The 25,231-nt window shown below is 57.9% G+C and carries 25 protein-coding genes; 12 read left to right on the top strand and 13 right to left on the bottom strand.

The genetic code is table 11. The annotated features are described in order from the left end of the window. Nucleotides 1–19 precede the first annotated feature (19 nt). Nucleotides 20–934: a LysR family transcriptional regulator gene (locus tag ACR0KN_RS21265; protein ID WP_480656393.1), complete on the bottom strand. Its 915-nt coding sequence runs from the start codon at nucleotides 932–934 to the stop codon at nucleotides 20–22. A 149-nt stretch (nucleotides 935–1,083) separates the two neighbouring features. Here ACR0KN_RS21265 and ACR0KN_RS21260 point away from each other — a divergent pair, with 149 nt between their 5' ends. Beyond that, entirely contained in the window at nucleotides 1,084–2,652 is a 1,569-nt protein-coding gene (locus tag ACR0KN_RS21260) for an arylsulfatase (RefSeq protein WP_480656391.1), read from the top strand. A gap of 1,060 nt (nucleotides 2,653–3,712) precedes the next feature. Here the strand turns inward: ACR0KN_RS21260 and rpsO are convergent. From rpsO to rbfA, 6 genes are all read right to left on the bottom strand, one after another. Continuing rightward, the gene (gene rpsO / locus ACR0KN_RS21255) at nucleotides 3,713–3,982 is read right to left on the bottom strand and encodes a 30S ribosomal protein S15 (protein WP_008757925.1); all 270 of its coding nucleotides are present in this window, start codon (nucleotides 3,980–3,982) and stop codon (nucleotides 3,713–3,715) included. Nucleotides 3,983–4,125: 143 nt separating this feature from the next. Beyond that, nucleotides 4,126–5,148 (bottom strand): calcium-binding protein, encoded by a 1,023-nt coding sequence (locus ACR0KN_RS21250; protein ID WP_480656389.1) that lies wholly within the window; start codon nucleotides 5,146–5,148, stop codon nucleotides 4,126–4,128. 96 nt (nucleotides 5,149–5,244) lie between these two features. Further along, on the bottom strand, nucleotides 5,245–5,748 hold the full coding sequence (locus ACR0KN_RS21245) for a DUF1643 domain-containing protein (RefSeq protein WP_480656387.1): 504 nt from the start codon (nucleotides 5,746–5,748) through the stop codon (nucleotides 5,245–5,247). Nucleotides 5,749–5,769: 21 nt separating this feature from the next. Next, nucleotides 5,770–6,675, bottom strand: coding sequence for a tRNA pseudouridine(55) synthase TruB (gene truB / locus ACR0KN_RS21240; RefSeq protein ID WP_480656385.1), 906 nt, complete (start codon nucleotides 6,673–6,675; stop codon nucleotides 5,770–5,772). Between the two features lie 54 nt (nucleotides 6,676–6,729). Continuing rightward, nucleotides 6,730–7,473 (bottom strand): phosphodiester glycosidase family protein, encoded by a 744-nt coding sequence (locus ACR0KN_RS21235; RefSeq protein ID WP_480656383.1) that lies wholly within the window; start codon nucleotides 7,471–7,473, stop codon nucleotides 6,730–6,732. After that, entirely contained in the window at nucleotides 7,470–7,865 is a 396-nt protein-coding gene (gene rbfA, locus ACR0KN_RS21230; protein WP_010438628.1) for a 30S ribosome-binding factor RbfA, read from the bottom strand. The genes ACR0KN_RS21235 and rbfA overlap by 4 nt, the downstream gene beginning before the upstream one ends. A 91-nt stretch (nucleotides 7,866–7,956) precedes the next feature. Here rbfA and dapB point away from each other — a divergent pair, with 91 nt between their 5' ends. Together dapB and ACR0KN_RS21220 are read left to right on the top strand one after the other, a co-directional pair. Next, on the top strand, nucleotides 7,957–8,766 hold the full coding sequence (dapB, locus tag ACR0KN_RS21225) for a 4-hydroxy-tetrahydrodipicolinate reductase (RefSeq protein ID WP_480656381.1): 810 nt from the start codon (nucleotides 7,957–7,959) through the stop codon (nucleotides 8,764–8,766). A 39-nt stretch (nucleotides 8,767–8,805) separates the two neighbouring features. Beyond that, nucleotides 8,806–9,489: a DUF2306 domain-containing protein gene (locus ACR0KN_RS21220; RefSeq protein ID WP_480656379.1), complete on the top strand. Its 684-nt coding sequence runs from the start codon at nucleotides 8,806–8,808 to the stop codon at nucleotides 9,487–9,489. On the opposite strand, the gene ACR0KN_RS21215 is transcribed toward ACR0KN_RS21220, so the two are convergent. The 3 genes from ACR0KN_RS21215 to tmpA are packed head-to-tail and all read right to left on the bottom strand — an operon-like array spanning nucleotide 9,476 to nucleotide 11,864. Next, nucleotides 9,476–10,144 (bottom strand): ureidoglycolate lyase, encoded by a 669-nt coding sequence (locus tag ACR0KN_RS21215; RefSeq protein WP_480656377.1) that lies wholly within the window; start codon nucleotides 10,142–10,144, stop codon nucleotides 9,476–9,478. The genes ACR0KN_RS21220 and ACR0KN_RS21215 overlap by 14 nt on opposite strands. After that, nucleotides 10,141–10,731 carry a (R)-1-hydroxy-2-trimethylaminoethylphosphonate oxygenase gene (gene tmpB / locus ACR0KN_RS21210; RefSeq protein ID WP_480656375.1) on the bottom strand — a complete coding sequence of 197 codons (591 nt, stop codon included), beginning with the start codon at nucleotides 10,729–10,731 and terminating at the stop codon, nucleotides 10,141–10,143. The genes ACR0KN_RS21215 and tmpB overlap by 4 nt, the downstream gene beginning before the upstream one ends. After that, a complete protein-coding gene (gene tmpA / locus ACR0KN_RS21205; RefSeq protein WP_480656373.1) occupies nucleotides 10,728–11,864 on the bottom strand; it encodes a 2-trimethylaminoethylphosphonate dioxygenase in 1,137 nt (378 codons plus the stop codon). Before tmpA ends, tmpB begins: the two co-directional genes overlap by 4 nt. 99 nt (nucleotides 11,865–11,963) lie before the next feature. Between tmpA and ACR0KN_RS21200 the strand changes: the two genes are divergently transcribed. Beyond that, nucleotides 11,964–12,821 (top strand): LysR family transcriptional regulator, encoded by an 858-nt coding sequence (locus tag ACR0KN_RS21200; protein ID WP_480656371.1) that lies wholly within the window; start codon nucleotides 11,964–11,966, stop codon nucleotides 12,819–12,821. Here ACR0KN_RS21200 and ACR0KN_RS21195 read toward each other — a convergent pair whose 3' ends face one another. Next, nucleotides 12,822–13,004, bottom strand: coding sequence for a DUF1674 domain-containing protein (locus ACR0KN_RS21195; RefSeq protein ID WP_010438637.1), 183 nt, complete (start codon nucleotides 13,002–13,004; stop codon nucleotides 12,822–12,824). It lies immediately after the preceding gene. Nucleotides 13,005–13,095: 91 nt separating this feature from the next. On the opposite strand from ACR0KN_RS21195, the gene ACR0KN_RS21190 reads away from it, so the two are divergent. The 8 genes from ACR0KN_RS21190 to ACR0KN_RS21155 all read left to right on the top strand — a co-directional run bounded on the left by ACR0KN_RS21190 (nucleotide 13,096) and on the right by ACR0KN_RS21155 (nucleotide 21,973). Continuing rightward, on the top strand, nucleotides 13,096–14,355 hold the full coding sequence (locus ACR0KN_RS21190; RefSeq protein WP_480606766.1) for an RsmB/NOP family class I SAM-dependent RNA methyltransferase: 1,260 nt from the start codon (nucleotides 13,096–13,098) through the stop codon (nucleotides 14,353–14,355). An 88-nt stretch (nucleotides 14,356–14,443) separates the two neighbouring features. Continuing rightward, entirely contained in the window at nucleotides 14,444–16,183 is a 1,740-nt protein-coding gene (locus ACR0KN_RS21185; protein ID WP_480656368.1) for a heparinase II/III family protein, read from the top strand. A gap of 22 nt (nucleotides 16,184–16,205) precedes the next feature. Next, complete coding sequence (purH, locus tag ACR0KN_RS21180; RefSeq protein ID WP_480656366.1) at nucleotides 16,206–17,795, top strand: bifunctional phosphoribosylaminoimidazolecarboxamide formyltransferase/IMP cyclohydrolase; 1,590 nt, start codon at nucleotides 16,206–16,208, stop codon at nucleotides 17,793–17,795. Next, nucleotides 17,795–18,265 carry a signal peptidase II gene (gene lspA, locus ACR0KN_RS21175; protein WP_480656364.1) on the top strand — a complete coding sequence of 157 codons (471 nt, stop codon included), beginning with the start codon at nucleotides 17,795–17,797 and terminating at the stop codon, nucleotides 18,263–18,265. Before purH ends, lspA begins: the two co-directional genes overlap by 1 nt. 50 nt (nucleotides 18,266–18,315) lie before the next feature. Continuing rightward, a complete protein-coding gene (locus ACR0KN_RS21170) occupies nucleotides 18,316–18,831 on the top strand; it encodes a DUF3035 domain-containing protein (RefSeq protein ID WP_010438645.1) in 516 nt (171 codons plus the stop codon). 85 nt (nucleotides 18,832–18,916) lie between these two features. Then, nucleotides 18,917–20,257, top strand: coding sequence for a M16 family metallopeptidase (locus tag ACR0KN_RS21165; protein WP_480656362.1), 1,341 nt, complete (start codon nucleotides 18,917–18,919; stop codon nucleotides 20,255–20,257). After that, complete coding sequence (locus tag ACR0KN_RS21160) at nucleotides 20,254–21,558, top strand: M16 family metallopeptidase (protein ID WP_480656360.1); 1,305 nt, start codon at nucleotides 20,254–20,256, stop codon at nucleotides 21,556–21,558. The genes ACR0KN_RS21165 and ACR0KN_RS21160 overlap by 4 nt, the downstream gene beginning before the upstream one ends. Before the next feature lie 250 nt (nucleotides 21,559–21,808). Next, nucleotides 21,809–21,973 (top strand): hypothetical protein, encoded by a 165-nt coding sequence (locus ACR0KN_RS21155; protein ID WP_170780331.1) that lies wholly within the window; start codon nucleotides 21,809–21,811, stop codon nucleotides 21,971–21,973. A gap of 65 nt (nucleotides 21,974–22,038) precedes the next feature. On the opposite strand, the gene ACR0KN_RS21150 is transcribed toward ACR0KN_RS21155, so the two are convergent. Together ACR0KN_RS21150 and ACR0KN_RS21145 are read right to left on the bottom strand one after the other, a co-directional pair. Next, nucleotides 22,039–22,851 (bottom strand): SDR family oxidoreductase, encoded by an 813-nt coding sequence (locus ACR0KN_RS21150; protein ID WP_480656357.1) that lies wholly within the window; start codon nucleotides 22,849–22,851, stop codon nucleotides 22,039–22,041. Between the two features lie 24 nt (nucleotides 22,852–22,875). Then, a complete protein-coding gene (locus ACR0KN_RS21145; RefSeq protein WP_480656355.1) occupies nucleotides 22,876–25,209 on the bottom strand; it encodes an aldehyde dehydrogenase family protein in 2,334 nt (777 codons plus the stop codon). Between the last annotated feature and the right edge of the window lie 22 nt (nucleotides 25,210–25,231).

Here is a 25,231-nt window from a genome sequence, read left to right as displayed (position 1 = left end):
CATTTGGGTGAATAAGGCGTTACCCATGGTTTTGACAAGCCAGTTCCTCCAACTGTTTCCACAGGGCTTCGGTAGCCGGCTGACCCGGCCCTGCTTTTCGTGCAGCGCATATGTTCCAGGTAATCGGTGGCGTGGTCTCGATCAGCTTGACCGATCCGTCCGCGACCAGTTCGGCGAAGGTTTCAGGCATCCCGCCGACAACAAACTCTGGGCCCGTCAGCAGCGACGTTAGAAAGGCATAATCATCACTTTCCACCTGAGGCAACGCTCTGACCTTTTCGGCCGCTTCGTCGGTGCCGCTCAATGCCCGCGTGATCGCCGCACGCCAATGCTTGTGCAGATGCGGCGAGGCGAAAGGATATGAAAAAAGCGCGTTCAAGGTTACAGGCGAGGTGCCGTGCAGTGGATGTGAAACATGGGCAGCAAACGCCACCGCACGTTTTTCGAACATCATCAGCTTGATATTCTCGGTCTCGGGCGTATGCGTCAGATCGCCCAGATAGATGTCGATTTCATCGCTCTCAAGCATCTCGATCGGTGCCTGTCGCGCGCTGACATCCACCCTGAAACGGAATGCCGGGGATTGCTGCAAGGCGGCCTGAATCGCGGGCCGCACCAGCGTTCGCGGCGTTAGAGGGCCACAACCGATCCGCACGGTTTGACCGGTATCCAGACGGATACGCTCCACCTGATCAGCGCAGCGATTCAAATCCGCCTGCAGAGTTTTGGCCACGGGCAGGAACGTTTGCCCCTCACGCGTCAGCCCGCTGTTGCCGCGTTTGCGGTGAAACAGCGGAAAGCCGACTTGTTCCTCGGCCATCGAAACATAACGCGACAGCGACGCGTTCGAGACACCAAGGCGTTTGGCCGCTTCCTGAAAGTTGCCCGTCTCAGCAAGGTGCAGAAAAGCGGAAAGAGTCTTTTTGGTTAACACGATGGCCCTCAAGTTACAGATTCTGATCCCTAAGTTTCAGATCCTGCAAAAAAGTAAAGCTGCGTTTGCGGTGAGAATGATCCTCCCACTAAGATATGCCGCATATCGGCCCACGTGGCCAATTCGATTGAATGCAGGAGTCGAGCGGAATGTTTGGAATAAAATCAATAACAACCAGCCTTGCGGCGGGGTTGTGGGCGGTTGCCTCGGTGGCCATTGCTCAGACCGACAGGCCCAACATTCTGGTGATCATGGCTGATGATGTCGGCTGGGCCAGCCTTGGCAGCTATCATCAAGGTGTCAAAAGCATCCAGACCCCGAATCTGGATCAGCTTGCCGCCGAAGGTGCTCGGTTGACGGACTATTATGCGCAACCCAGCTGCACCGCAGGGCGTTCAGCCTTTATCACCGGTCAGTTCCCGGTGCGTACGGGCATGCACACCGTCGGCCTTCCAGGCGATCCGGTGGGGTTGAGCGACGAAGACCCGACGCTCGCAAACATCCTCAAATCCATGGGCTATACAACCGGGCAGTTCGGCAAGAACCATCTGGGCGATCTGAACAAATTCCTGCCCACGGCCAAGGGTTTTGACGAATATTGGGGCTGGCTCTACCACCTCAATGCGATGGAATACGCCAATGACCCAGATTGGCCCGATGATCCGGAATTTGCCGCTCAGTTCGGCCCACGCAACATTATCCATTCGTTTGCCACCGATACTGTTGACGAAACCGTCGACCCGCGCTGGGGGCCGGTGGGCAAACAGCGCATCATTGATGATGGCCCCGCGCCGCCCGAACGTCAGAAAACACTGGATGATGAGGTCACGGCCCGCACCATCGATTTCATCAACCGCGCAGTTGATAGCGAAACCCCGTTCTTTGTCTGGATGGCCCCGGCCCGGGCGCATGTCTGGACCCATCTCAGCCCGAAATACGAGGCGATGCTGGGCGACGGGCGCGGCTTGCAGGATGTGGTCATGAAAGAGCTTGACGATAATGTCGGCAAGGTGACCGCGCATCTGGAAGAGCTTGGTATCGCCGACAACACCATCGTTATCTTCACCTCGGACAATGGCCCGGAAACGATGACATGGCCCGATGGTGGCACCACGCCATTTCACGGCGAAAAAGGCACCACTTGGGAGGGCGGTTTCCGCGTTCCGGCCATCATCCGCTGGCCCGGCAAAGTTGCCGAAGGCCAGGTGCTGAACGGTATCTTCGACGGCATGGACTGGATGCCCACTCTGGTCGCGGCAGCAGGGGGGTCGCAGGATTTGCCCGCCGATCTGCTTGAAGGGTTCGAAGGCTATCAGGTTCACTTGGACGGGTACAATCAGCTTTCATATCTGACCGGCGAAACCCCCAGCAACCGCAAAGAGATTGTCTATTACGAAGGCACTGACCTGCAGGCGATCCGCTACAACGACTGGAAGGCGCATTTCACCATTCAGGAAAAGGGTTGGGCCGGGCCCAAAGAGGAACTGAACGCGCCAATGCTGTTCAACCTGCGCCGCGATCCTTATGAGAAAGCGGCCGAGGAATCCGGCATGTATACGCGCTGGATGGGCAACAAGATGTGGGCCTTTGGTCCCGCCGCTCGCCTTGTTCAGGCGCATCTGGCGACCTTTGCGGATTTCCCGCCACGTGGTGCGACCGTGGGCAATGAGACCCACGTTCAGGAACAGGTCAGCAGCGAAGGTGGCATGTCGCAATAGCAGCCCGAGTTCACCTGACCCCCATTAAACGCCCGCCGAGTTGCGGGCGTTTTCAATAGTGCGCAGTGCTTCGATATTTGGCACTGGAAACCCGATGACAGAGGCCGGATGTGATGACATTGGCGCGCTATTGTATTGGGTCTTCGTGCGCACGCGGTTTCGCCGGATTTAGCTGTTCCTCTCTGAGAATTCCTCGGAGAACAGCGGCAGTTTCGACCCTCGATATTGGTTTTCGCGTTCCATCTGGGCTGGAAGGCACCACCGATGATTTAACAACATCAGCCGTTCGAATTGTTTTAATCGAAAACATTCTGTCCAGAACAGCTTTCAATGGCATCGTTCACCTCCCAACAACTTAGTTCGCCCAGATGCTTGTCGCTGCGGGTCAGATCTGAGCCTAGAGGGAGAAGCTCAAAGATCATATGCCGTGAGTGGTAACCCGCAGCGACACGGCGCATGTATGAAAAATTTGACTTTGAGAAAGGGGGAAGGATTCCACGTTTCGCATCATTTTTGATCAAGTGGTAAAAATATAGCTGTATTACTTACGCTTACGTCAACCTTCGGAGCTATCGCCATACGGTCACGACGCCACGTCACAATTAGACCCTTGATTGATTAAGGGTCTTCTCGTCTTCCGGAGCACGAACTTCTTCCTGGATTTGATGCAAATCGGCTGAGAATCGCTCGCATTCCGGGTGATCAAGGTAACAAAAGGGCGCGCCTGTCAGAGGCGCGCCCAGTAAAGATAGGGAGGACTATGAAAACCTGACGCCCGAAACAAAAGAAGCGCCTACTCACTAACAATGTCAGCATGGCGCATTCTTTTGGTCTGGTCAGTGAAGTGGTTCACATGGAGCAAAAAAATTTGTTCAAAGTGTAACTGCACATTTTAATGCCACTCTTGAACGTGGGTTGGCCTATAGTTCTCGGCCATGCTTCATGCACGATGCCATAGCTGATTCAGTGTTACACAATACAAATACGCCCGCCTATTGGCGGGCGTACTAGATGTACAAAAAGGGGTAGTCAGTGCCCGCAACGCACGAACAAAGCGTGATTAGCGGCGGATGCCCAGCTTTTTGATCAGGTCCTGATAGCGCGCTTCTTCTTTGCCCTTCAGGTAGTCCAGCAGCTTACGGCGCTGGGCGACCATTTTCAGCAGACCGCGACGACCGTGGTTGTCTTTCTTGTGGGTCTTGAAGTGCTCGGTCAGGGTGGTGATGCGCGAGGTCAGGATGGCAACCTGGACTTCTGGCGAACCGGTGTCGCCGTCCTTAGTTGCGAATTCTTTCATAACGCGTGCTTTTTCAGCGGCAGTAATCGACATCGGGGTCTCCTTTAAAGGTTAGAGTTGATGGCGCAGGCCGGGATGTCGTCCAGCACAGGCCCATGGAGAAAACCGCACCGATTCCGATGCGGATGGGCGCGTATAGGCGCTTTTGCTGCGAATGGCAAAGGGATTCTGCGGGTTCAACCAGTGAAAGCGTATTGTGCCAATTGGGCTTCGGTCACAAACAGAATATCCTCTGCGGTTAGACCTTCTGCACCAAATATCTGCGCAACGTTCTCGCCGTTGACCCTGACATGGGTCAGGTCATTGTTTTCGCTGTTTGGCTCGATGGTCAGCTCAGGGTCTTCTGGGCCGTCCCAGGTGACTAGCAGCTTATCGTGACCAATCTGGAAATCCATGATTGTTGCGGCCTCCTGATCCGGTTCTGGCTGCACGATTATTTCGTCATCGCCGTCTCCACCGGTGACGATATCTCTGTCTTTGGCCAGTATGACATCATCGCCAGCGCCCCCGTTCAGAAAGTCAGGGGAAGTCTCCTCTGGACCATCGTTGCCGTTCAGAATGTCATCCCCGTCTCCACCGAACAGGGCATCTTGTCCTGCACCGCCTGTCAGATAGTCATCGCCGTCGCCACCTTGCAATTGATCGTCGCCGTCATCGCCCCTCAAGATATCATCGTCCTGACCGCCGAAAATCCGGTCATCGCCGTCGCCACCTTCCAACTCATCCATTCCGAAATGACCATACAGGTCATCATTGCCTGACATTCCGGCCAAATTGTCGTCGCCATACCCGCCATGGAGCACATCGTTCCCGACGTTTCCGATTAGCGTGTCCTCTCCGGAACCACCGTAGATGATGTCATTTCCGTCCCCCCCGTCGATGAGGTCGCCGCCTTCGCACCCATTAATCTGATCATTACCCTCTTGTCCGGTCAGAACATTTGCATCCTCATCGCCCGCGATGACCAGATTTCCCTCATGCTCAGAGAGGATTTCACCTGTGTTGGTATCTTCAGATGAATCGGGCTCTTCAACATTTTCTTCCAGTTCGAGGAGGTTGCCTTCGGTCAATTCATCCTCAACCGAGTCATCAATTTGCTCACCATCCTCCTCGGTTGTTTCGTCGGGTACGAGAACGTCGCTTATCGCATAGGCGGCCCCTCCTAATGCAGCCATCCCGAATAAACCGATCAGAAACATGATTACCCTCCGCAAGCACACTTGCCCCGAGTGTAAAACATCTCATGCAATCAATAGGTTGGTCAAAGCCAAGTTGCAGGCGTGGTTAACCCTTTGTCACCACAACTGAGGCTGTTGCGCGTAAGCGATGTAGAGCGGGTGCTTTGGATGGCCGTCTTTGGTGAGCCCCAGATGATACATCGGTTGACCAGTGGCGCGCAGCAGTGCTTCGACAGATCGACCGCGATCAAGATGCGCGCCATGTGTGCCCCATCCAGCAATAACCTGATCGGCCCAGCCAACACCTTCCAGAATGGCTTGGTCGTTCTGCGGTCCAACAGGATCCTCGGCTGCGCGCATTTTGCGCGGGTCGGTATCGCGCCATGCAAAAATGTTGGTAACCTGAAATGCGCCGAAGCCCAGTGTTCGCGCCCGCCGTTCACAGCGTTCCACCGTGGGATCGTTCTGTACCTCGGTTGCGGTCGATGGGTTAAGCATCACAAACAGCGCCTTGCGCCCCGCCGGATCCCAGATGCGGGTCAGGCTATAGCGATACATTTCGCAGTTGGAGTAGATGGCGGTTGAGGGCGCGTCGCCCTTGGTATGAGAACGGGTGATCATGCCCTTCGCCTAACACGTGGTTCAAACGACGAACACCCGGCTGGGATGCAATTCACCGGATTTGTATATCCCGACGGCCACAGCCTTGCCATCCAGCGAAGCCCAGGCCTCGTCGCCGTATTCGACGTCGGATGCCAGCACCATTCCCGGATTGCCATTGCGCAGTCGGGTTGCCCCTTCCGGGGTGCATTTCAACTGAGGCAGATCAGACAGGCCGGTTTCCAACGGGTGCAGGTATTCATCCAACGCTGTGGTTTTGGCCATCTCGTCGATCTGTTCGATGGACAGGCCGTCTTCGGCCTCGAACGGACCCGACCAGATGCGACGGAGTTCTTTGACGTGGCCGTAGCAGCCCAGCGCTTCGCCCAGATCGCGCGCGATCGAACGGACATACCCGCCTTTGCCGCATGTCATTTCCAACACCACATGATCGGTGTCGGGTCGGTCGACAAGGATCAATTCTTCAACCCACAGGGGGCGTGCGGACAGTTCCACATCTTCGCCATCGCGGGCCAGTTTGTACGCGCGCTGACCGTCGATCTTCACAGCGGAAAACTTGGGCGGCACCTGCATGATGTCCCCGAGGAACGGTGAGAGCGCCTGTTTGATGTCTTCATCCGTCGGGCGCGCAGAGCTTTCCGAGATAACTTCGCCTTCCGCATCGTCGGTATTGGTCGCCTGTCCTAATCGCACAGTGAATGTGTAGGCTTTCAGCGCATCGGTGATGTAGGGAACAGTCTTGGTCGCCTCGCCCAAAGCTACCGCCAGAACGCCAGTTGCTTCGGGGTCCAGCGTGCCTGCATGGCCTGCTTTCTTGGCGTCCATCGCCCAACGCACCTTGTTGACCACAGCGGTCGAAGTCATGCCCGCAGGCTTGTCCACCACCAGCCAACCGGAAATGTCACGACCCTTGCGTTTGCGTCCCATCTTGCACCTTGAAACTTACTGAGGCGCGCGAGTTAGCGGATCGCTTCGACGCTGTCAATTTGCCGGTATGTTTTCGACGACGCCCACTATTGGTCCCAGTGAAAACCCGATGTCTGATCGGTTGTTGGCGCGGTCATACATCCGCGAAATATTGCCATCCAGAAACAATGCGTTCGGAGTATCCAGCGCGTCGCGGAACACCCTGCCGAATTCATGGAAGGTGACGTAATCCTCAGAGATTGCAAATACCGCACGGGTCCCTTCAGCGTTGGTTCCGACACCATTGCGTATATAGAGAGAGGTCGAATCCGGCAGGAATCGGGGGTGCAACTCTCCATCGATGACAAGCATCGGGCCGGACTGGGTCGCGAACCGGCATTCCGGCGCGCGTTCGATGTAATCCAATGTCTCAAACACATCGGCGCGTCCGTCGCGAATGCAGAACACTCCGTTGGGCAACAGACCGAAGTTTCCCGGGCCAGCATTCGGGATCACACGCATCTGTTCTTCGCCGTCCTCAACAAAGTGACCCACGGGCGAGCGATCATCATGATACATGCCCGCGTTCATCGCAAAGGCCAGACGCTTACCGTCAGTTGCCAAAGCTTCGTTCACTGACGAGAAATGGCCCAACAGGTCGCCATTCTCATCGTTCAGGAACAGGCGCAAATCTTCGGATGCCGCGTCTACCTCGCAAATGGTATAGCGCTTGTCCTCGTGGGTCAGCTTTTCACAAGTCACTGCCCCAGCCTGTGCGGCCCAAACAACTGCGCCTAATGTGACAGATAGGCGGATCACTCGTCCAGATCGCGGCGCACCGCGTCCTGTTCGAACATGCGACGGGTGTCATCCAGTCGGTCGAATGTGTCATCCAACCGGAAACGTAGATCGGGAGAGAATTTCAGTCCGACCTTCTTGCCGACCATGCGCCGCAGCTCACCCTTGTTGCGAGCGAGCAGTTCGATCACGTCCTCCTGCCCTTTGCCGCCCAATGGCAGCACATAGGCGGTGGCGATCTTTAGATCGGGCGAGGTGCGCACCTCGCCCACGGTGATCGACATGCGGTTCAAATCGGGGTCGTGGACATCTCCGCGCGCCAAAACTTCGGACAGGGTACGGCGGATCAGTTCGCCGACACGCAGCTGTCGTTGGGACGGGCCGGGGCCATCGTGGAATTTGTTCTTAGCCATAAACCCCGATCTAAGCGCAAAGCCGGGCTTTGCCAAGCGGGTGCGGACGGGGTAGGAGGCTTTGAGCCGACTTTAGAAAAGGACCAACGCAATGACCCATATTCCGGGGATCGTCATTACAGGGGCTTCGGGCCGTATGGGGCAGATGCTGATCAAGACCGTGACCGACAGTGATCAGGCACGCCTGGTTGGTGTGGTCGAGCGCAAGGATCACGATTGGATCGGTCAGGATGTTGGTGAAGCAATGGGTGGCCCTGCGCTGGGAGTTTTGGTCACCGATGATCCGCTGGAGGCCTTCGCGCAGGCGCAGGCGGTGATCGACTTCACCGCACCCGAGGCGACGCTGGAGTTTGCCGCTTTGGCCGCGCAGGCGCGCTGCGTGCATGTGATCGGCACCACCGGCATGAGTGACGAACAGATTGCGGCGCTGGAACCGGCCTCGCGCCATGCGGTGATCGTGCGGGCAGGAAACATGAGCCTTGGCGTGAACCTGCTGGTGCAACTGACCAAAAAGGTCGCCGCCGCGCTGGATGAGGATTTCGATATCGAAGTAATTGAAGGTCACCACCATCATAAAGTCGACGCACCCTCTGGTACCGCCTTGATGCTGGGTGAAGCCGCTGCCGAAGGGCGCGGCGTCAAATTGGCGGATGTGTCCGACCGAGGTCGCGACGGCATAACCGGCGCGCGCAAACGCGGCGATATCGGCTTTCACGCCATTCGCGGTGGAGACATCGTCGGCGAACACGACGTCCTGTTTGCCGCGCCAGGAGAACGCATCGTCTTGCGCCATCTCGCCACGGATCGCGTCATCTTTGCCCGCGGCGCGCTGAAGGCAGCGCTATGGGGGCAGGGCAAGGCACCGGGTCAGTATGACATGGTGGATGTGCTCGGGCTGTAAGCCATAGACGGGCCGCGCAACGGCGTTAAACTCGGGCCTATGCGGAACCTTACATCTCGAGTGGCGACCGGATTGGTGCTGATCGTGTTCTATCTGACGCTGCTGCCCTTTTTGATGCACGGGCTGGGTATGATCGGTGTTGGCCTGTCCGAGGACGCGGCTAGGCAGAGCTATCTCTTTTCCGACCGTCAAGATGTCGGCAACGCGGCCATGATGCTGCATATCTTTGCCGGAACTTTGCTGGTGGCGCTGGTGCCGCTGCAGCTGCTGCGGGGTCTTCGGCTGCGGTTTATCGGATTTCATCGCATGTTGGGCGGGCTGCTGGTCACGCTGGCGCTGATAACCGGCCTGGCGGGCATGACCTATATCCCGTTGCGCGGAACCATCGGCGGACCGCTCATGTCTGCAGCGTTCTTTCTGTATGGGCTCTGCCTGTTCACCGCTGGATTAATGGTGGCGAGGATGGCGCTGACCAGGGATCGTGCAGGGCATTGGGCCTGGGGGTTGCGGCTGTTCTGGCTGGCTCTTGGGTCATGGCTATACCGTGTTCATTACACGCTTTGGTACCTGCTGACCGGTGGAGTGGGGTCAGAGCCCGATTTCTCGGGCCCTTTCGATCTGGTGCAGAACTTCGCGTTCTTCGTGCCTTACCTGTTGGCGGTTCAGATGTGGATCATTCGCAAGCGTTCTGCGCATCAAGGGGTACTGGCTACAATTCTCTGATCTTGTCCGCGCGCAGCGGACAGGACAGATAGACGCCGAACTCCTTGCCGATATCCGCGCTGACCCGGGCATGAACAGCGCCCTGACGGTCAAGGAAACGCTGGTTGTCTTCGACCGGGAATATCCCCTCGTGCCAGACGCCGGGATGGATATAGAGGCCGCGCGAGCCATCGCACCAGTACGCCACCACTTTTTCTGGCGTCAGATTGTCACCGGGTAGGGCGGCAGGCACGATGAATGGCTTTTTGTCCAGTGGCCAGAACATCTGCCCCCCGTCCGGGTGGTAGTTCAAATGCCACAGCAAGACCTGATCGCGGGGTGCGGTTTGACGGCCCGTCTGTGCCTTTTGCGGATCGGCGGACCAACCCAGAACGTAGTAGCCTTTGACGGCCTCGTTCTCACCATAAAGAACATCGCCCTGCCAGTCGCATTTGAACGTGCCTTCGACCCAACCCGCTTCGTCGCCGGTTCCTTCGTCAATTGGTCGCCAACCTTGCTGCGGCCAGCGCACAATTTCGATCTCGAACTTATCCGGGGTGTCGACCAGGCAGCCATACCCCTTGACCGAAGTATCCGTTGCGCGGATCAGCGGCACCTCGTGCCAGGGCAGGGATGGTTTTGAACTGGCCTCGAAGATGTACTCTGGAGCGGTCATGACGAACCCAGATGTTTATCGACCATGCGCTGCACCATCGGTGCGAAATGGGCGAAATCCGGTGTTTCCATTTCCGCGCGCTTGCCCGCCTCGTCGAGATAGCGCACCTGGATGATCTCTTTCAGGTTCGGGTTAGCCTCAAACTCCGCGACCTCCGCGGCGCTCATCGGGCCGCCTTGTAGTTCTAACGTATGAACCGAGGCGGCGGACAGGCGGTTGAAATAATCAGGCTTCGTCGCGCAGAGATATCGCTTGGCCGCTACATGATATCGGCAGCAATCGGTGATGACCGAGGGGAAGAACTGCTCGAGCACCTCTGCTCCCGCGTCCTCGTGGTGGCGATCTTTGGTGTCGTCGGGGTGATAGGTGCCAAATTCAGATGTGAAGTGACCAATGTCATGCAACAGCGCGCCGACAATGATTTCTTCGGGCTGCCCATTTTGTTCGGCAATCGTGGCACCCTGCAGCATGTGCTCGGCCATGGTCACGGGTTCGCCCAGATATTCCTCGCCACCACGGCGCTCGAAGATGTCGCCGATAAATGCCACGATGTTGTCCTGGTTCAGGGTTGAAAAGTCGGGTTTCATTCTGCTGCCTCCGGCTGTGCCATCCGCATGGCTGCCAAGGTCGAAAGCAACCCATCCTTGTCAGCATAGCAGCCCTGCAGCCAGCGTGACCCCGCGCCGGAGTAACCCAGACGCGCATGCAGGACGCGGGTGTTGTCGACAATAAAGCTTTCGCCCGGTTCCAGCTTGAAAGACACGCCCATGGCAGGATCGTCGATGATCTCACCCAACAGACGATAGGCGGCGTAATAGGCCTCCATCTGATCGAAAGGCACATCAACGAACGGAGCGGAGGAACGGTTGTTGAAGCGGATGCCGATCAATTCGCCATCCGGAGACAGTTCGATCATCGGGCGACGCGACTGCAGACAGACGCCGTCAGAGTCTTTGTATTCAAACCGCGCCGGATAGCCCGCCAGCAGGGCGAAACCTTCGGGGTTCTGATCGCGTAGACGATCGGCCGCGCGGAAGCCATCGACAACAATGGAATCCCCACCTTCGGCCGAATTCTCAAGACAGTAGAGGATTTGCAGCGTCGGGACCGGGTCGCGATAAGGGTTGTCGGTATGGGCCTGCAACCCTAATCCGGTATAGGCGAGGTTGGTTGGATTTACCTCGGTCCGGACCTCAAAATAGGGACCATAGTTGGTCTCACGCACATAGCCGAACAAATCGGCCACTTTCAGCAGCGATTCTGGCTCGGTGGGGCCATCTGTTAGCTTAGCGAACCCGTATTCCGCCACTGCGGCCAGCCAGTCGCGCTTGGCTGTGGGGTTGGCATGTACCGCATTCCAGTCACCACACGGCGCGTCGATGCCGCGTTCCCAAGTTGTGATGTCTGGGGCCAGGCGGCCGATCTCGCTGTCCCGATCGCGATCATAGATGTGTTCGGCCAACCAACTGGCCGGAAAAGTCACAGTTTTGTCTTCGGGTTGGAATGTGACGATCAGATCTCCGTTAACGACCTCTGCCGCGCTGATCGAAGTCTCAGCCGGAATATCGCTGATTGTGATCAGGCGCTGACCATTGCCCGACGCTCGTGTTTCGGGGTCCAGAGCGTTGTCGCGCAACCAGATGGCGTGAAATCGGGATTGAGTGCCGTTCGCAAAATCGATGGTGACCATCGAGGGGTCATGGGTGGCAGAGCGCAGCATGGGGGTTCTCCTGTTCAGCGCGGGCTTTGCTTGAGGAGATACGCGCTTCGTGGCATTACCACAATTAAACCTTATTGCCACTGAGGCCTGGAAAATCTTATGGCTAAGAATAAGATCGGATTACCCCCTCTGGACTGGCTGCGCGTGTTCGAAGCTGCCGGGCGACTGGGCGGTTTTTCTGCCGCTGCGCGCGAATTTGGTCTGACGCAGGCAGCGGTCAGTCAACGGATCGGCAATCTTGAGGCTTGGTTGAGTCGGTCGCTGTTTGTGCGCGAGGCACGGGGCGTGTCGCTGACAATCGAGGGTGAAAGCTATCTGCCATTGGTGCAGGACAGTCTGCAGGCACTGGAACGCCATACCGAGGACCTTTTCGGAAAAAACCCGCGCGAGCTTCGCGTCGCAGGACTTTCGTCGCATATCCACGCGCTGGTTCTCCCTGCCTTGCCCACGTTCCTGGAGGCGCAGCCCAAAGTGCGTGTGATGACAGATTCGATGGCGCGTCGCGCTTCGTTGGAGGAAGAGCGTACCTGGCTGCAGATCCGCTATGGCAGAGGCGTCTGGCCTGGGCGAAAGGCAAAGCTTATCGCGCCTGAAGTGCTGGCACCGATGGCAGCATCTGGCATCAAGTGGGGCGCGCCGCTGATTGATCTACGCGGAGAACGCCCCGGCTGGAAGGATTGGGCGCAGGTTGCGGGGGTTGATGAATTGCCGGCTGGCCGGATCAGTTTCGACTCGGTGGGTCATGCCATCACTGCAGCGCGTCAGGGCATGGGGATCGCGTTGGGATCACTCCCATTGGCGTCGAGCAGTTTGGAGACCGGTCAACTTCGCAGACTGGATATGCCCGAGCTTGCGACAAAAGATGGCTATTGGCTGACATGGCCCGAGGATAGGGTGCGCTCGAACCGACAGCGCGCTTTGATCGATGACTTCTTGCAGGCATTGCGCAATGGCTGATCAGAAATCGATTGCGATGCCCTTTTTCTCCCAATCGCCGTAACGGGCCGGATCTGGCCCGTCGCGCCCGCCGAGCTCTTTGGGCCGTGCCTTCGCTTCGGCCTCTGCGTTTTTGCGGCGTTCTTCTGCCTCGGCAAGGGCGCGCTGGGCGGCAGGGGGCAGGTCTTTGCGCTCGTCACTCATGACATTGGGTTCCTTTCCGTACAGGGCCTTGATATATGCCCTCGTCCGCACAAGGCAATGCGGGCAAAGGTCACGAGAGGCACTCAGCATCATGTTAAATTCCGCCACAGCAGCGCGCCGAAGTGCTATCTATCTGCTGGATCAGATACTCGGCGAGGGGCGGCTGTTGCCCGAATGTCTTGCGGCAGGTGCGCTGGATCGATTGGCCCCTGAGGATCGCGCGCGGGCGCAACGATTGACGATCGAAACCTTGCGCGGGCTCGAGCGTGCCGACCGGCTGCTGGCCGATCACCTGCGACAAACGCCCGCGCTGACGGTTCACAACGCCTTGCGGCTTGGCACGGTCGAGCTGTGTCAGGGCGAAGCCGCGCACGGGGTGGTGAATTCCATGGTCGAGATCGTGGGCCGTTCGCGCAAGCATGGACGGCTGAAGGGGTTGGTTAACGCGGTTTTGCGCAAGATTGCCGCCGACGGGCCCGACGCTTGGCCCAAGATGCGTGTGCCTCGCCTGCCAGAGTGGTTGCGCGAACCGCTGATCATGGCGTGGGGTGAAGACGCCGTGAAAGGTATGGAGCACGCGCATTTCAACGGGGCACCATTGGATTTGACGCCAAAACCAAGCGTCGAGATCGCGGGTGCAGAGATGTTGCCCACCGATTCGGCGCGGCTGCAGGATGCGGGGCAGGTCTCGACCCTGCCAGGATATGAGGCCGGGGATTGGTGGGTTCAGGATGCGGCGGCGGCGTTACCCGTTCGGGTTCTGGCCCCGAAAGCCGGAGAGAAAATTCTGGATCTCTGCGCTGCGCCGGGTGGAAAAACCTTGCAGCTATCCGCTGCAGGTGCAGATGTCACCGCTCTGGATATCTCGGAGGCGCGACTTGTGCGCGTTCGCGAGAACCTGAAACGAACCGGCCTGAAAGCTAAGGTTATCGCCCAAGATGCGCTGGAGCATAAGGGCCAGTATGACGCTATCTTGCTGGACGCACCCTGTTCAGCAACGGGTACGATTCGCCGCCATCCGGATTTACCTTTCGCCAAGGACGGTTCGGAATTTGGCGGGTTGATCGAGTTACAGGCGCGCATGCTGGCTCATGCCTGGACTTTGCTGAAGCCTGGCGGGCGGTTGGTCTATTGCACATGCTCGCTGCTGCCGGACGAGGGCGAAGTACAGATTGAAGAGGCACTGGATAGCTATTCTGATATGCAGGTTGACCGCGCCGCTCTTGAGATTGCGGGCGTTGAAGCAGATTGGATCACTGAAGAAGGTGGCCTGCGCTTGCGTCCCGATTACTGGCCGGACAAGGGCGGGATGGACGGGTTTTATATCGCCTGTCTGAACAAATCCGCCTGACGCGACGCTTTTCGATGACTTGACGAGCGGACCGGTCTATCGTGTGCTCAAGCGCCCGCAGAGCGCAAGGGGCAGAGTCGCAAGCGTCATGTCAAACACGGATACAATGGCCAATCGCTGGACGCGGTTTCAGAACCGTCTTTACGCGCGCCTGAGTCAAAGGCGGAAGGCGGTCTCGGGATTCGTCGGCCAGCCCGAGCCGCGTACGGTTGGGTCTTTTGCCCGTGGTCGGCAACTGGTGGCCGGGAATTTGCTGTTTGCGGGATATCTGGTCGAGGCTGATGACACCGACCTCTGGGATGTGGTCGCGCCAAGCCTTGATTTCGATGACGAACGCCATGGTTTTGTGTGGCTGGACGATTTGGCGGCCGTGGGCGACATGCGCGCCCGGGAAAAAGCGCAGCGTTGGGTCTGGGGTTGGATAGATGCGCATGGGCGCGGCAAAGGCCCTGGTTGGGCGCCGGACCTGACAGGGCGGCGGGTCATGCGTTGGATCAATCACGCGGTTTTTCTGCTGCGCGGTGTCGATGAGGCGCAAAGCAAGGCTTTCTTTCGATCGCTGTCGCAGCAAACGTGGTTTCTGTCCAAACGCTGCACAGCGGCAACACCGGGATTGCCAAGGTTCGAGGCTCTGGCCGGTCTGGTGCAGGCCGGATTGGCGTTGGAAGGTCAGGAGCAGATGGCAGACCCGGCCTTGCGCGCTCTGGCCCGTGAGTGTGAACGTCAGATTGATGCCGAAGGCGGTATCCCAACCCGCAATCCCGAAGAATTGCTTGAGGTGTTTACCTTGTTGTCCTGGACTTCGGCGGCTCTCAGCGAAGTGGGCCGGGGTACACCTGCCTCGCAGACCGAAGCGATCAAACGCATCGCGCCGACGTTGCGAAATCTGCGCCATGCGGATGGGGCGCTGGCAAGATTTCACGGCGGTGGGCGCGGGTTGGAAGGACGGTTGGATCAGGCGTTGGCGCAAAGCGGTGTAAAGCCGCAGCAGCACTCGGACCTGTCGATGGGTTATGCGCGTCTGGCAGCCTCGCGCACGACGGTTCTGGTGGATGCCAGCGCGCCACCCAAAGGCGCAGCCTCGTATAACGCGCACGCGTCCACCCTTGCGTTTGAACTGACCTCGGGCCGGCGCCCGCTGATCGTGAACTGTGGATCGGGTGGCAGTTTTGGTCAGGATTGGCGACGTGCGGGGCGCGCAACCCCGTCCCATTCAACCCTGTGTGTCGACGGCTACTCCAGCGCGCGGCTTGCCGAAGTCGCAAAAGGATCGTCGCAGGAGGCGCTGGTCGATGGCCCTCGGGACGTCCCGGTGGATTTCGAAGATGCCTTTGAAGGCACACGGTTCATGGTCGGCCATGATGGTTACAACAAAGTGTTCGGTCTGACCCACGCCCGTACGCTCGAGCTGCGATTTGATGGGCGCGAGCTTGAAGGGGAAGATATACTGCTGACCGCAACCGACAAAGCCAAACGGCAATTTGACCGGGCCATGGACGGGGCGGGCCTGAATGGGATCGCCTTTGATATCCGTTTTCACCTGCACCCTGACGTTGATGCGGCGTTGGATTTGGGCGGTGCGGCCGTGTCGATGGCGCTCAAAAGCGGCGAGATCTGGGTTTTCCGCCACGATCGCGTTGGAAAGTTGTCAGTTGAACCAAGCGTTTACTTGGAAAAAGGTCGATTAAAGCCGCGCGCGACAAAACAGATCGTTCTATCTGGGCGCGCAATGGAGTATGCGACGCGCATCCGGTGGACGCTCAGCAAGGCTCAGGATACAGCCTATGCCGTGCGCGATACGCACCGGGACGAGCCCGTTTTCGACTGACGCCAAAAGGACCTTTGGACCCATGACCGACCTTCACCCCGTGCGCCGCGCGTTGCTTTCCGTTTCCGACAAGACCGGATTGATCGAACTGGGCAAGGCACTGTCCGAACGCGGGGTCGAGTTGCTTTCGACTGGCGGCACGGCCAAAGCGTTGCGTGATGCTGGCCTAGAGGTCAAAGATGTGAGCGAGGTGACCGGTTTTCCTGAGATGATGGATGGCCGGGTCAAAACGCTTCACCCGATGGTGCATGGCGGCCTGCTGGCGCTGCGCGACAATGATACCCACGTTGCCGCGATGAACGAACACGGGATTGATGCGATCGACCTGCTGATCGTGAACCTCTATCCGTTTGAAGCGACCGTGGCGAAGGGTGCAGGTTACGATGAGTGCATCGAGAATATCGACATTGGTGGACCTGCGATGATCCGGGCGGCGTCCAAGAACCATGCCTTCGTTAACGTCGTTGTGGATGTCGAGGATTATTCTTCGCTGCTGGATCAACTTGAAGAGAACTACGGTAAGACGTCGCTGGGTTTCCGACAGTGGCTGGCGCAAAAGGCCTATGCCCGGACTGCCGCTTATGACACCGCCGTGTCCAACTGGATGGCCGACGCATTGCAGCTTGAGGCGCCGAAACGCCGCGCCTTTGCGGGTGAGTTGAAACAGACCCTGCGCTATGGCGAGAATAGCCATCAGCAGGCTGCATTCTACACAGATGGTACGGATCGCCCTGGCGTGGCGACCGCTGTGCAGCATCAGGGCAAGGAACTGAGCTACAACAACATCAACGACACGGACGCGGCGTTTGAGCTGGTCGCCGAGTTTGATCCGGCGGACGGCGCAGCCTGTGCCATCATTAAGCACGCGAACCCGTGCGGTGTGGCCAAGGGGGCCACGTTGCTTGAGGCCTATAAAGCCGCGTTCGATTGTGATCGGACCTCGGCCTTTGGTGGGATCGTTGCTCTGAACCAGCCGCTGGATGCGGAAACCGCGCAAGAGATCACTGGTATCTTTACCGAGGTCGTGATCGCTCCGGGTGCGTCGGACGAGGCCAAAGCGATATTTGCCGCGAAGAAGAACCTGCGCTTGCTTACCACAGAGGCTCTGCCTGACGTGACAGCAGGAGGGAAAACCGTGCGTCAGGTCGCCGGTGGCCTGCTGGTGCAGGACAAGGATAACGGCTTTGTCGGCATGGATGACCTAAAGGTCGTCACTAAAAAGACCCCGACTGACGAACAAATGGGCGATCTGCTGTTTGCCTGGAAGGTCGCCAAACACGTCAAATCCAACGCCATCGTCTACGTTAAAAACGGCGCAACCGTAGGCGTTGGCGCAGGCCAGATGAGCCGCGTCGATTCAGCGTTGATCGCCGCCAAAAAGGCTGAGCGCATGGCCGACGTACTGGAACTGCCCCAACCACTGACCATCGGCTCGGCCGTAGCTTCTGATGCGTTCTTTCCCTTTCCCGACGGATTGATGGAGGCCGCCGAGGCAGGCGCCACTTGCGTCATTCAGCCCGGCGGTTCGATGCGTGACGACGATGTGATCGCGGCGGCGGATGAGGCTGGTCTGGCCATGGTCTTCACCGGTATGCGGCATTTCCGTCACTGATGCGCAGCCCGCTCCTCCTCTGGGCCGGACTGGCGGCGCTTTTGATCGACCAGATCAGCAAGTATCTGGTCGTTCACGTGCTGCGCGTGGCGCAGGGCGATATCGGCGTCCTGCCGCCGTTTCTGGTGTTCAAATACGGTGAGAATCGCGGCATCAACTTCGGGCTGTTTCAGGGCGACAGCGATGCAGCGCGCTGGGTCCTGATCGGCATTTCTCTGGCGATTTGTCTGGGTGTCCTGATTTGGTTGGGCCGAATAGCCCCGACGAGGTTTCAACAATTCTGCGGTGGCCTGCTGATCGGCGGCGCGCTGGGAAATGTCGTGGACCGGGTGCTTTATGGCTATGTTCTGGATTTTCTGAACATGTCCTGCTGTGGGATCAATAACCCGTTTGTGTTCAATCTGGCGGATGTGTTCATATTTGCGGGAGCATTGGGTCTGGTCCTGTTCGATGGCAAAAAGCCCTCGTGACCTGCCCGATGATATGCGATAAAAGCGCCTGAAACTGGCTGGAGACACTGATGCGTATGCCACGCACCATTCTTGTTCTGACACTCGCCGCGACAGTTGCGGGCTGTTCCGATATTGGTTTGCGCAATCTTCGGGCGCCCGGGCCCGGGCCGGATGAGTTCTCGGTCCTGCCGGTTAAGCCGCTGACCCAACCAAAGGATTATGCCTTTCTACCTGCACCTACCCCTGGTGGCGCGAATCTGACTGATCCTAATCCAAAGGCAGATGCTGTTGTGGCTCTCGGCGGCAGCGAAGCGGCCCTGAACCCTAATACCGCGATCCCTGCGAGTGATGCAGCGCTGGTCACAGCTTCAAGCCGATATGGTGTTCCCGCCAATACGCGGCAGGTTGTTGCTCAGGAAGATGCGGATTTCCGTAAGAAGAAGCAGCGCTTCACGCGTTTGCGGCTTTTCCCGGTGGATCGTTATTCGCAGGCATATCGGCGCGAGTCGATCGATGCGAACAATGCGAACGAAGCGGCGCGGCAGCGTGGTATCGAAACACCTTCTGCGCCTCCGTTGGAATGAACTTTTCTTAACATTCCGTCATTGGCCTTGAACACTGGCAGCACCACCGTAGTTTGAATACCAGAAACGAAACGGAGGATGCCCCATGGTTCGGGCCCTGGCATTGTCGGCTGCCCTGATCGCAGCATCCCCTCTTTTGGCTAAAGAGGGGCATGAGGCGGTTACCACTTTCACGCTTGATAACGGCATGGACGTCGTAGTGGTCGAAGACCACCGCGCGCCGGTGGTGCAGCATATGGTCTGGTATCGGGCAGGCTCGGCAGACGAACCGATCGGGTCCTCTGGTGTCGCGCATTTTCTGGAACATCTCTTGTTCAAGGCCACCGATACAATGGAAGCGGGCGAGTTGTCGGCTACCGTCGCGGCCAACGGGGGAAATGACAACGCATTTACCTCGTATGACTACACTGCCTATTTCCAGCGCGTTGCCGCCGATCGGTTGGAACTGATGATGCGGATGGAGGCGGACCGGATGCGCAACATCCGCCTGGCCGAAAACGACATCGTGACCGAGCGCGACGTCATCCTTGAGGAACGCAACCAGAGGACCGAGAACAATCCACGCGCGCTGTTTGGCGAACAGATGAACGCAGCGCAGTATCTGAACCACCGCTATGGCGTTCCCATTATCGGCTGGAAGCACGAGATGGAAGAGCTCGACATGGACGATGCCCTGTCCTTCTATCAGACCCATTATGCGCCCAATAACGCCATTCTGGTCGTGACTGGTGATGTTGACCCGGACGAGGTCAAAATGCTGGCAGATCAGTATTATGGTGTGATACCCGCCAATCCGGACCTGCCCGAAAGGATCCGTTCGCAGGAGCCCCCGCAAACGGCTGAGCGCCGCCTGACCTACAAAGACGCCCGAGTCTCGCAGCCTTATGTGCAACGCAGTTATCTGGCACCCGAACGCGATGCAGGCGCACAAGAGAAAGCCGCGGCGCTGTTTCTTCTGGCCGAGTTACTGGGCGGTAGCACTACATCCTATCTGAATGAAAAGCTGCAGTTTGAGCAGCAACTGGTCGTCTATACCGGTGCGTTCTACCGGGGCGTTTCACTGGATGACACAACCTTTGATCTGATTGTAGTTCCGGCTGAAGGTGTCTCGTTGCAGGAGGCCGAGGATGCGATGGATCAGGTCGTTTCAGACTTTATTGCCGAAGGCGTGAACGATGAGGATCTGGATCGCATCAAGATGCAGCTTCGCGCCGCTCAAACCTATGCGCGCGACAATGTGGACGGAATCGGAAACCGCTATGGACGCGCGCTGACCAGCGGGTTGACGGTTGAGGATGTACAGGCTTGGCCGGATATCCTGCAGGCGGTGACAAGCGATGACATCATCGCGGCGGCACGAGAAGTGATACAGCCCGAAACATCTGTAACCGGTTGGTTGATGCGCGATGATGAGGTGACACAATGAAACGCATTCTCGCGACCCTGATCGCTTTTCTTATCGCGTTGCCCGCATGGGCTGAAATCAAAATCCAGGAGGTAACCTCGCCAGGAGGAATCACCGCATGGCTGGTCGAAGATCACTCAATACCCTTTACCGCGCTTGAGATGCGATTTCGCGGCGGCACCTCCTTAGATGATCCCGACAAACGCGGCGCGGTTTACCTGATGAGCGGGTTGATCGAGGAAGGCGCGGGCGACATGGATGTCCGGACCTATGCGCGCGAGCTTGAGGCATTGGCGGCCTCATTCAGCTACCGCGCGACGGATGATACAGTCTCGATTTCAGCCCGCTTCCTGACCGAGAACCGCGATGATGCGGTCAATCTGTTGCGGACTACAATTCACGAACCCCGCTTTGACCAAGATGCCATTGAACGGGTGCGGGGGCAGGTGCTCTCGGGTCTGAAATCGGACCAAACTGATCCGAACGATATTGCTGGACGCAGTTTTGCAGCAATGGCTTACGGAGATCACCCCTACGCGACGGACGGAAAAGGGACGATCGAAAGTGTTTCGGGGCTGACCCGTGACGATATCATTGCGGCCTACCAGAACGTCTTTGCCAAGGACCGGCTATATGTCGGGGCCGTCGGTGACATCACCGCAGAAGAATTGGGCACATTGTTGGATACGCTGCTGGTGGATTTGCCAGCAACAGGGAAAGCCATCCCGGATAAGGCCGATGTTAAGATCGATGGCGGCATAAGTGTGGTGGAATTCAACACGCCTCAATCGGTTGCTCTTTTTGGCCAAAAAGGCATTGACCGCGACGATCCTGATTTCTTTGCAGCCTTTATCCTGAATCACATATTAGGCGGTGGTGGATTTGAAAGCCGCCTGATGCACGAAGTGCGGGAAAAGCGTGGTCTAACCTACGGTGTCTCGACCTTTCTGGTGCCCAAGGATCTGGCCTCGGTTTACCTTGGTTCGGTCTCATCCGCCAATGACCGGATTGCCGACGCGGTTAAAGTGATCCGCGACGAGTGGGCCCGCGCTGCGTCCGAGGGATTTACCCAAGAGGAACTGGATGATGCCAAGACCTATCTTACAGGTGCATATCCGCTACGGTTCGACGGGAATGGTCAGATCGCGGGGATCATGGTGGGGATGCAGATGGAAGACTTGCCCATCGACTATATCGCAACCCGCAATGACAAGGTGAACGCGGTGACACTGGAGGATATAAACCGGGTAGCGGCCGAGTTTTTGGACCCCGAAGGCCTGCATTTCACCGTGGTTGGGAAACCGATCGGTCTGGACGGATAGCGGCCAGACGACCTTGCTGCGCGTCATGACGGTGTGATTGTGTTGAGCCAGTCGTGCAGGGTGCGCAAACAATAAATCTGCCAAGGGTACTAGAAATCCCTTGGCGTGTAATTTTGTGACTTAAAAGTTCATTAATGAGTCGTGGTCATAATTTGGCCAGAAACATCAAGGATGCTTTCGTTGTCGCGGCGATTGATCGGTTAGATCAGACCGGTGTCTCGTTCGACAATAGGTAGGACAGAAAGACGCCATGATAGTTGCAGTATTAGGAATTGGGATACTTGCGGGGCTGCTGACATTTGCGGCCTCTCTGGCTCTCGGCCAATCCCTGCTCAGCGCATTCATTCTCTATGTTGTGGCCGGTTTGCTGACTACGCTTTTGGTTGCAGCTGGACTGTATGTCAAACGCTCCTAGCCTTATTTGAAACGTTAATCCCACGGGTCTTTAAATGTTGGCGATGCCAATGTCCTGACAGGTGCTCAGTTCTGTTTTGCCTGTGCACGCAGCATTTGCCCCATCATTTGGCCGAACTTGCCTGACCCGCGCTGATAAAGTGCCCCGTCGACCGCCAGAACCGTGCCGCTGATATAGCTCGCCATATCTGAGCTGAGGAACAGGCAGGCGTTTGCCACGTCCTGCGGCTGACCCCAACGGCCCAACGGTACGTCTTTGCGTAACGCTTCCCCAGCATCCGGGGTAGGAGCAAGGCGTTTGGCTCCCTCGGTGCCTTCGATGAAACCGGGCACGACCGAATTCACACGAATGCCCTCCACACCCCATTCCATCGAAAGGGTCCGGGTGATTTGATCCACGCCCGCCTTTGCCGCGCAGACATGGGCCTGACCTTCATAAGGTAAGTAGGCCTGCGGGGCCGAAATGTTGATGATGCTGGCGCCGGGGCGTTTGAGGAACGGGTAGGCCCCCTTCATCACATGGATCGTGCCCATCAGGTCGATATCGATCACAGTTTTGAACGCATTGACTGACATCTCAGCCGCCAGCGCTGGGAAGTTGCCTGCTGCACCCGAGACCAAAACGTCAAAATTGCCTAATGTATCATGGAACTGTTTCAGTCCAGCCGCTACGGCCTCAGGGTTCCTCACGTCAAACGCTGCACCAATGGCATCCTGTGCGCCAGCGGCTTTCAGAGCCGCGACCGTATCATCAACCTTTTCCTGCGAACGACTGGCTACAGCCAGTTTAGAGCCCGAGGCCGCAAAGGCCTCGGCAATGCCGCGATTGATGCCGCTGGTTCCGCCGATAACGATGGCGGTTTTTCCTGAAAAATCCATGTAGACCTCCCTTGGCAGGGAGCCCTACTCGCCGTAGGGCACCCAGATGTTTTTCACTTCGGTTGCAGCCTGAAGGAAGCGGCGGGAATGGTCCATGCTCCAGTCAAATGCCGTCGCGTTATTGACCCAAGTTCGCTTCAGGTTTCCGGCTGAGACGGCTTCGATTTCTTTCGAAAGGTCGGTGGACGAGAACGACCAAACCGCATCGACGTTCAGATGTGAGGCCAGCGGTTTCGCCAATTCCGCATGACTGCCGGTCAGGATGTTGACCACGCCAGCGGGGACGTCCGAAGTTTCGAGGATCTGGTAAAAATCTGTGGCCGCCAGTGGATAGGGCTCGGAAGCCACCAGAACTGTCCGGTTGCCCATAGCAATCGCCGGCGCCATCGCAGAAACCAGACCCAGAAGCGGTGCCTCGTCGGCACACAGAGTACCAATCACGCCAACGGACTCTTTCATCGCAATAGCGACACCCCGGATCGGAACGCCATGCACCTGACCGTCAAACTTGTCGGCCCAGGCAGCGGCGGCAAACAGACGCTGGATTGAGGCTTCCACCTCTTTCGCGCCGTCCTTTTTGCCGGTCATTGCGTCGATGCGAGCGGCGAATTCATCGGCACGGGCCGAGAGATTTTCGCCGATGTAGTACAGGATCTGAGCCCGCAGATGGCCAGTGGTCTTGGACCAACCCTTGGCACCTGCTGCGGCCTCAACCGCGTTCCGGATGTCCTTGCGATTACCAAGCCCCATATGGCCCAGCAGACCGGATTTACCCCAGACGGGCATTGAATAGCCACCGTCAGGCCGCGCCTGTTTGCCGCCGATATACAATTTGGCGGTGCGGTCGATTGGATCAACCGGAGCACCATCGCCCATGGTCGGCTCGATCTTCGCCAGCGGTTTACCTTTGCCCTTGGGCTTTGTGTATGCCGCTAAACCTTCCCAGCCGCCTTCGCGACCAAAGCCGCTTTCGCGCACGCCTCCAAACCCGGCGGCGGCGTCAAACAGGTTGGTCGCGTTCACCCAGACCACGCCAGCAACCAGCTTGGGCGCGATGTCCAGCGCGAGGTTTACGTTTTCGGTCCAGACCGTTGCGGCCAACCCGTAGCGGGTGTTGTTTGCCAGTTCGACCGCTTCTTCGGGGGTGCGGAAAGTGGACGAAACAAGTACCGGTCCAAAGATCTCTTCCTGCATCAGCGGGTCAGAGGTCTCCAACCCCGAGATCAGCGTTGGCGGGTAGTAGCAGCCGTTCGCGGGCAAGTCGCAAGCGGCCTGATGAACGCGACCAGCGGTGTTACTTTCAACCATGCCCTTGATGGTCTGTAGCTGAACAGGGTCCACTACAGCGCCCACGTCGATGCACTTATCCAGCGGGTCACCGATGCGCAGGGTGTCCATCCGGGCACGCAGCTTATCGTGGAAACGATCGGCGATGCCCTCTTGAACCAGAAGGCGCGAGCCTGCGCAGCAGACTTGACCCTGATTGAACCAGATGGCGTCGACCAGACCTTCGATGGCACTGTCGATATCGGCGTCATCAAAGACGACGTAGGCGGACTTACCGCCCAATTCCAACGTCAACTCTTTGCCTGACCCTGCGGTCGCCTCGCGGATGCGCCGCCCCACAACTGTCGAACCGGTAAAGGCGATCTTATCGACGTCCGCGTTTACGATCATCTCGCCCACCGCACCGTCTCCGGTCACGATATTGACCACGCCTTTCGGCAACCCGGCCTGCGAGCAGATATCGGCGAACAGCAGTGCGGTCAGCGAGGTGTACTCGGCCGGCTTCAGAACCACGGTGTTGCCCATTGCCAGTGCAGGCGCGATTTTCCACGCCAGCATCAACAGCGGGAAGTTCCACGGAATGATCTGGCCGCAAACCCCCAGCGCCTGAGCGTCGGGCAGTTCGCTTTCCATCAACTGCGCCATGCCCGCGTGGTAATAGAAATGCCGCTGTGCCAACGGGATGTCGATATCGCGCGATTCACGGATCGGCTTACCGTTGTCGAGGCTTTCGAGCACAGCAAACAGGCGCGAATGCTTCTGCAGCAGGCGTGCAATCGCGTAGAGATAACGTGCGCGCCCCGCACCGCCCAACTTCTCCCACTTGGGTTGCGCTTTACGTGCGGCAGAAACCGCGGCGTCCACGTCACCCTGTTTCGCTTGCGTCAGCTTGGCCAGAACCTCTCCGGTCGCCGGGTTGCGGCTGTCAAACCCTTTGCCGGGTTTGGTGAATGCGCCGTCGATATAGTGGCCGAACTTGTCGCCCTGATCGACCAGCCAGGCCAGTGCCTCGGCTGCGCTTTCGGCGGCAGGGCCGTAGTCCATGGTCTCGAAAATCTCTTTGACTGTCATTGTTCTTGTCCTTTTCCCGGGG

Source organism: Ruegeria sp. AP7, assembly GCF_056539905.1.
The sequence above is the reverse complement of the archived record's forward strand: the minus strand, read 5'-3'. Positions and strand labels throughout refer to the sequence as shown.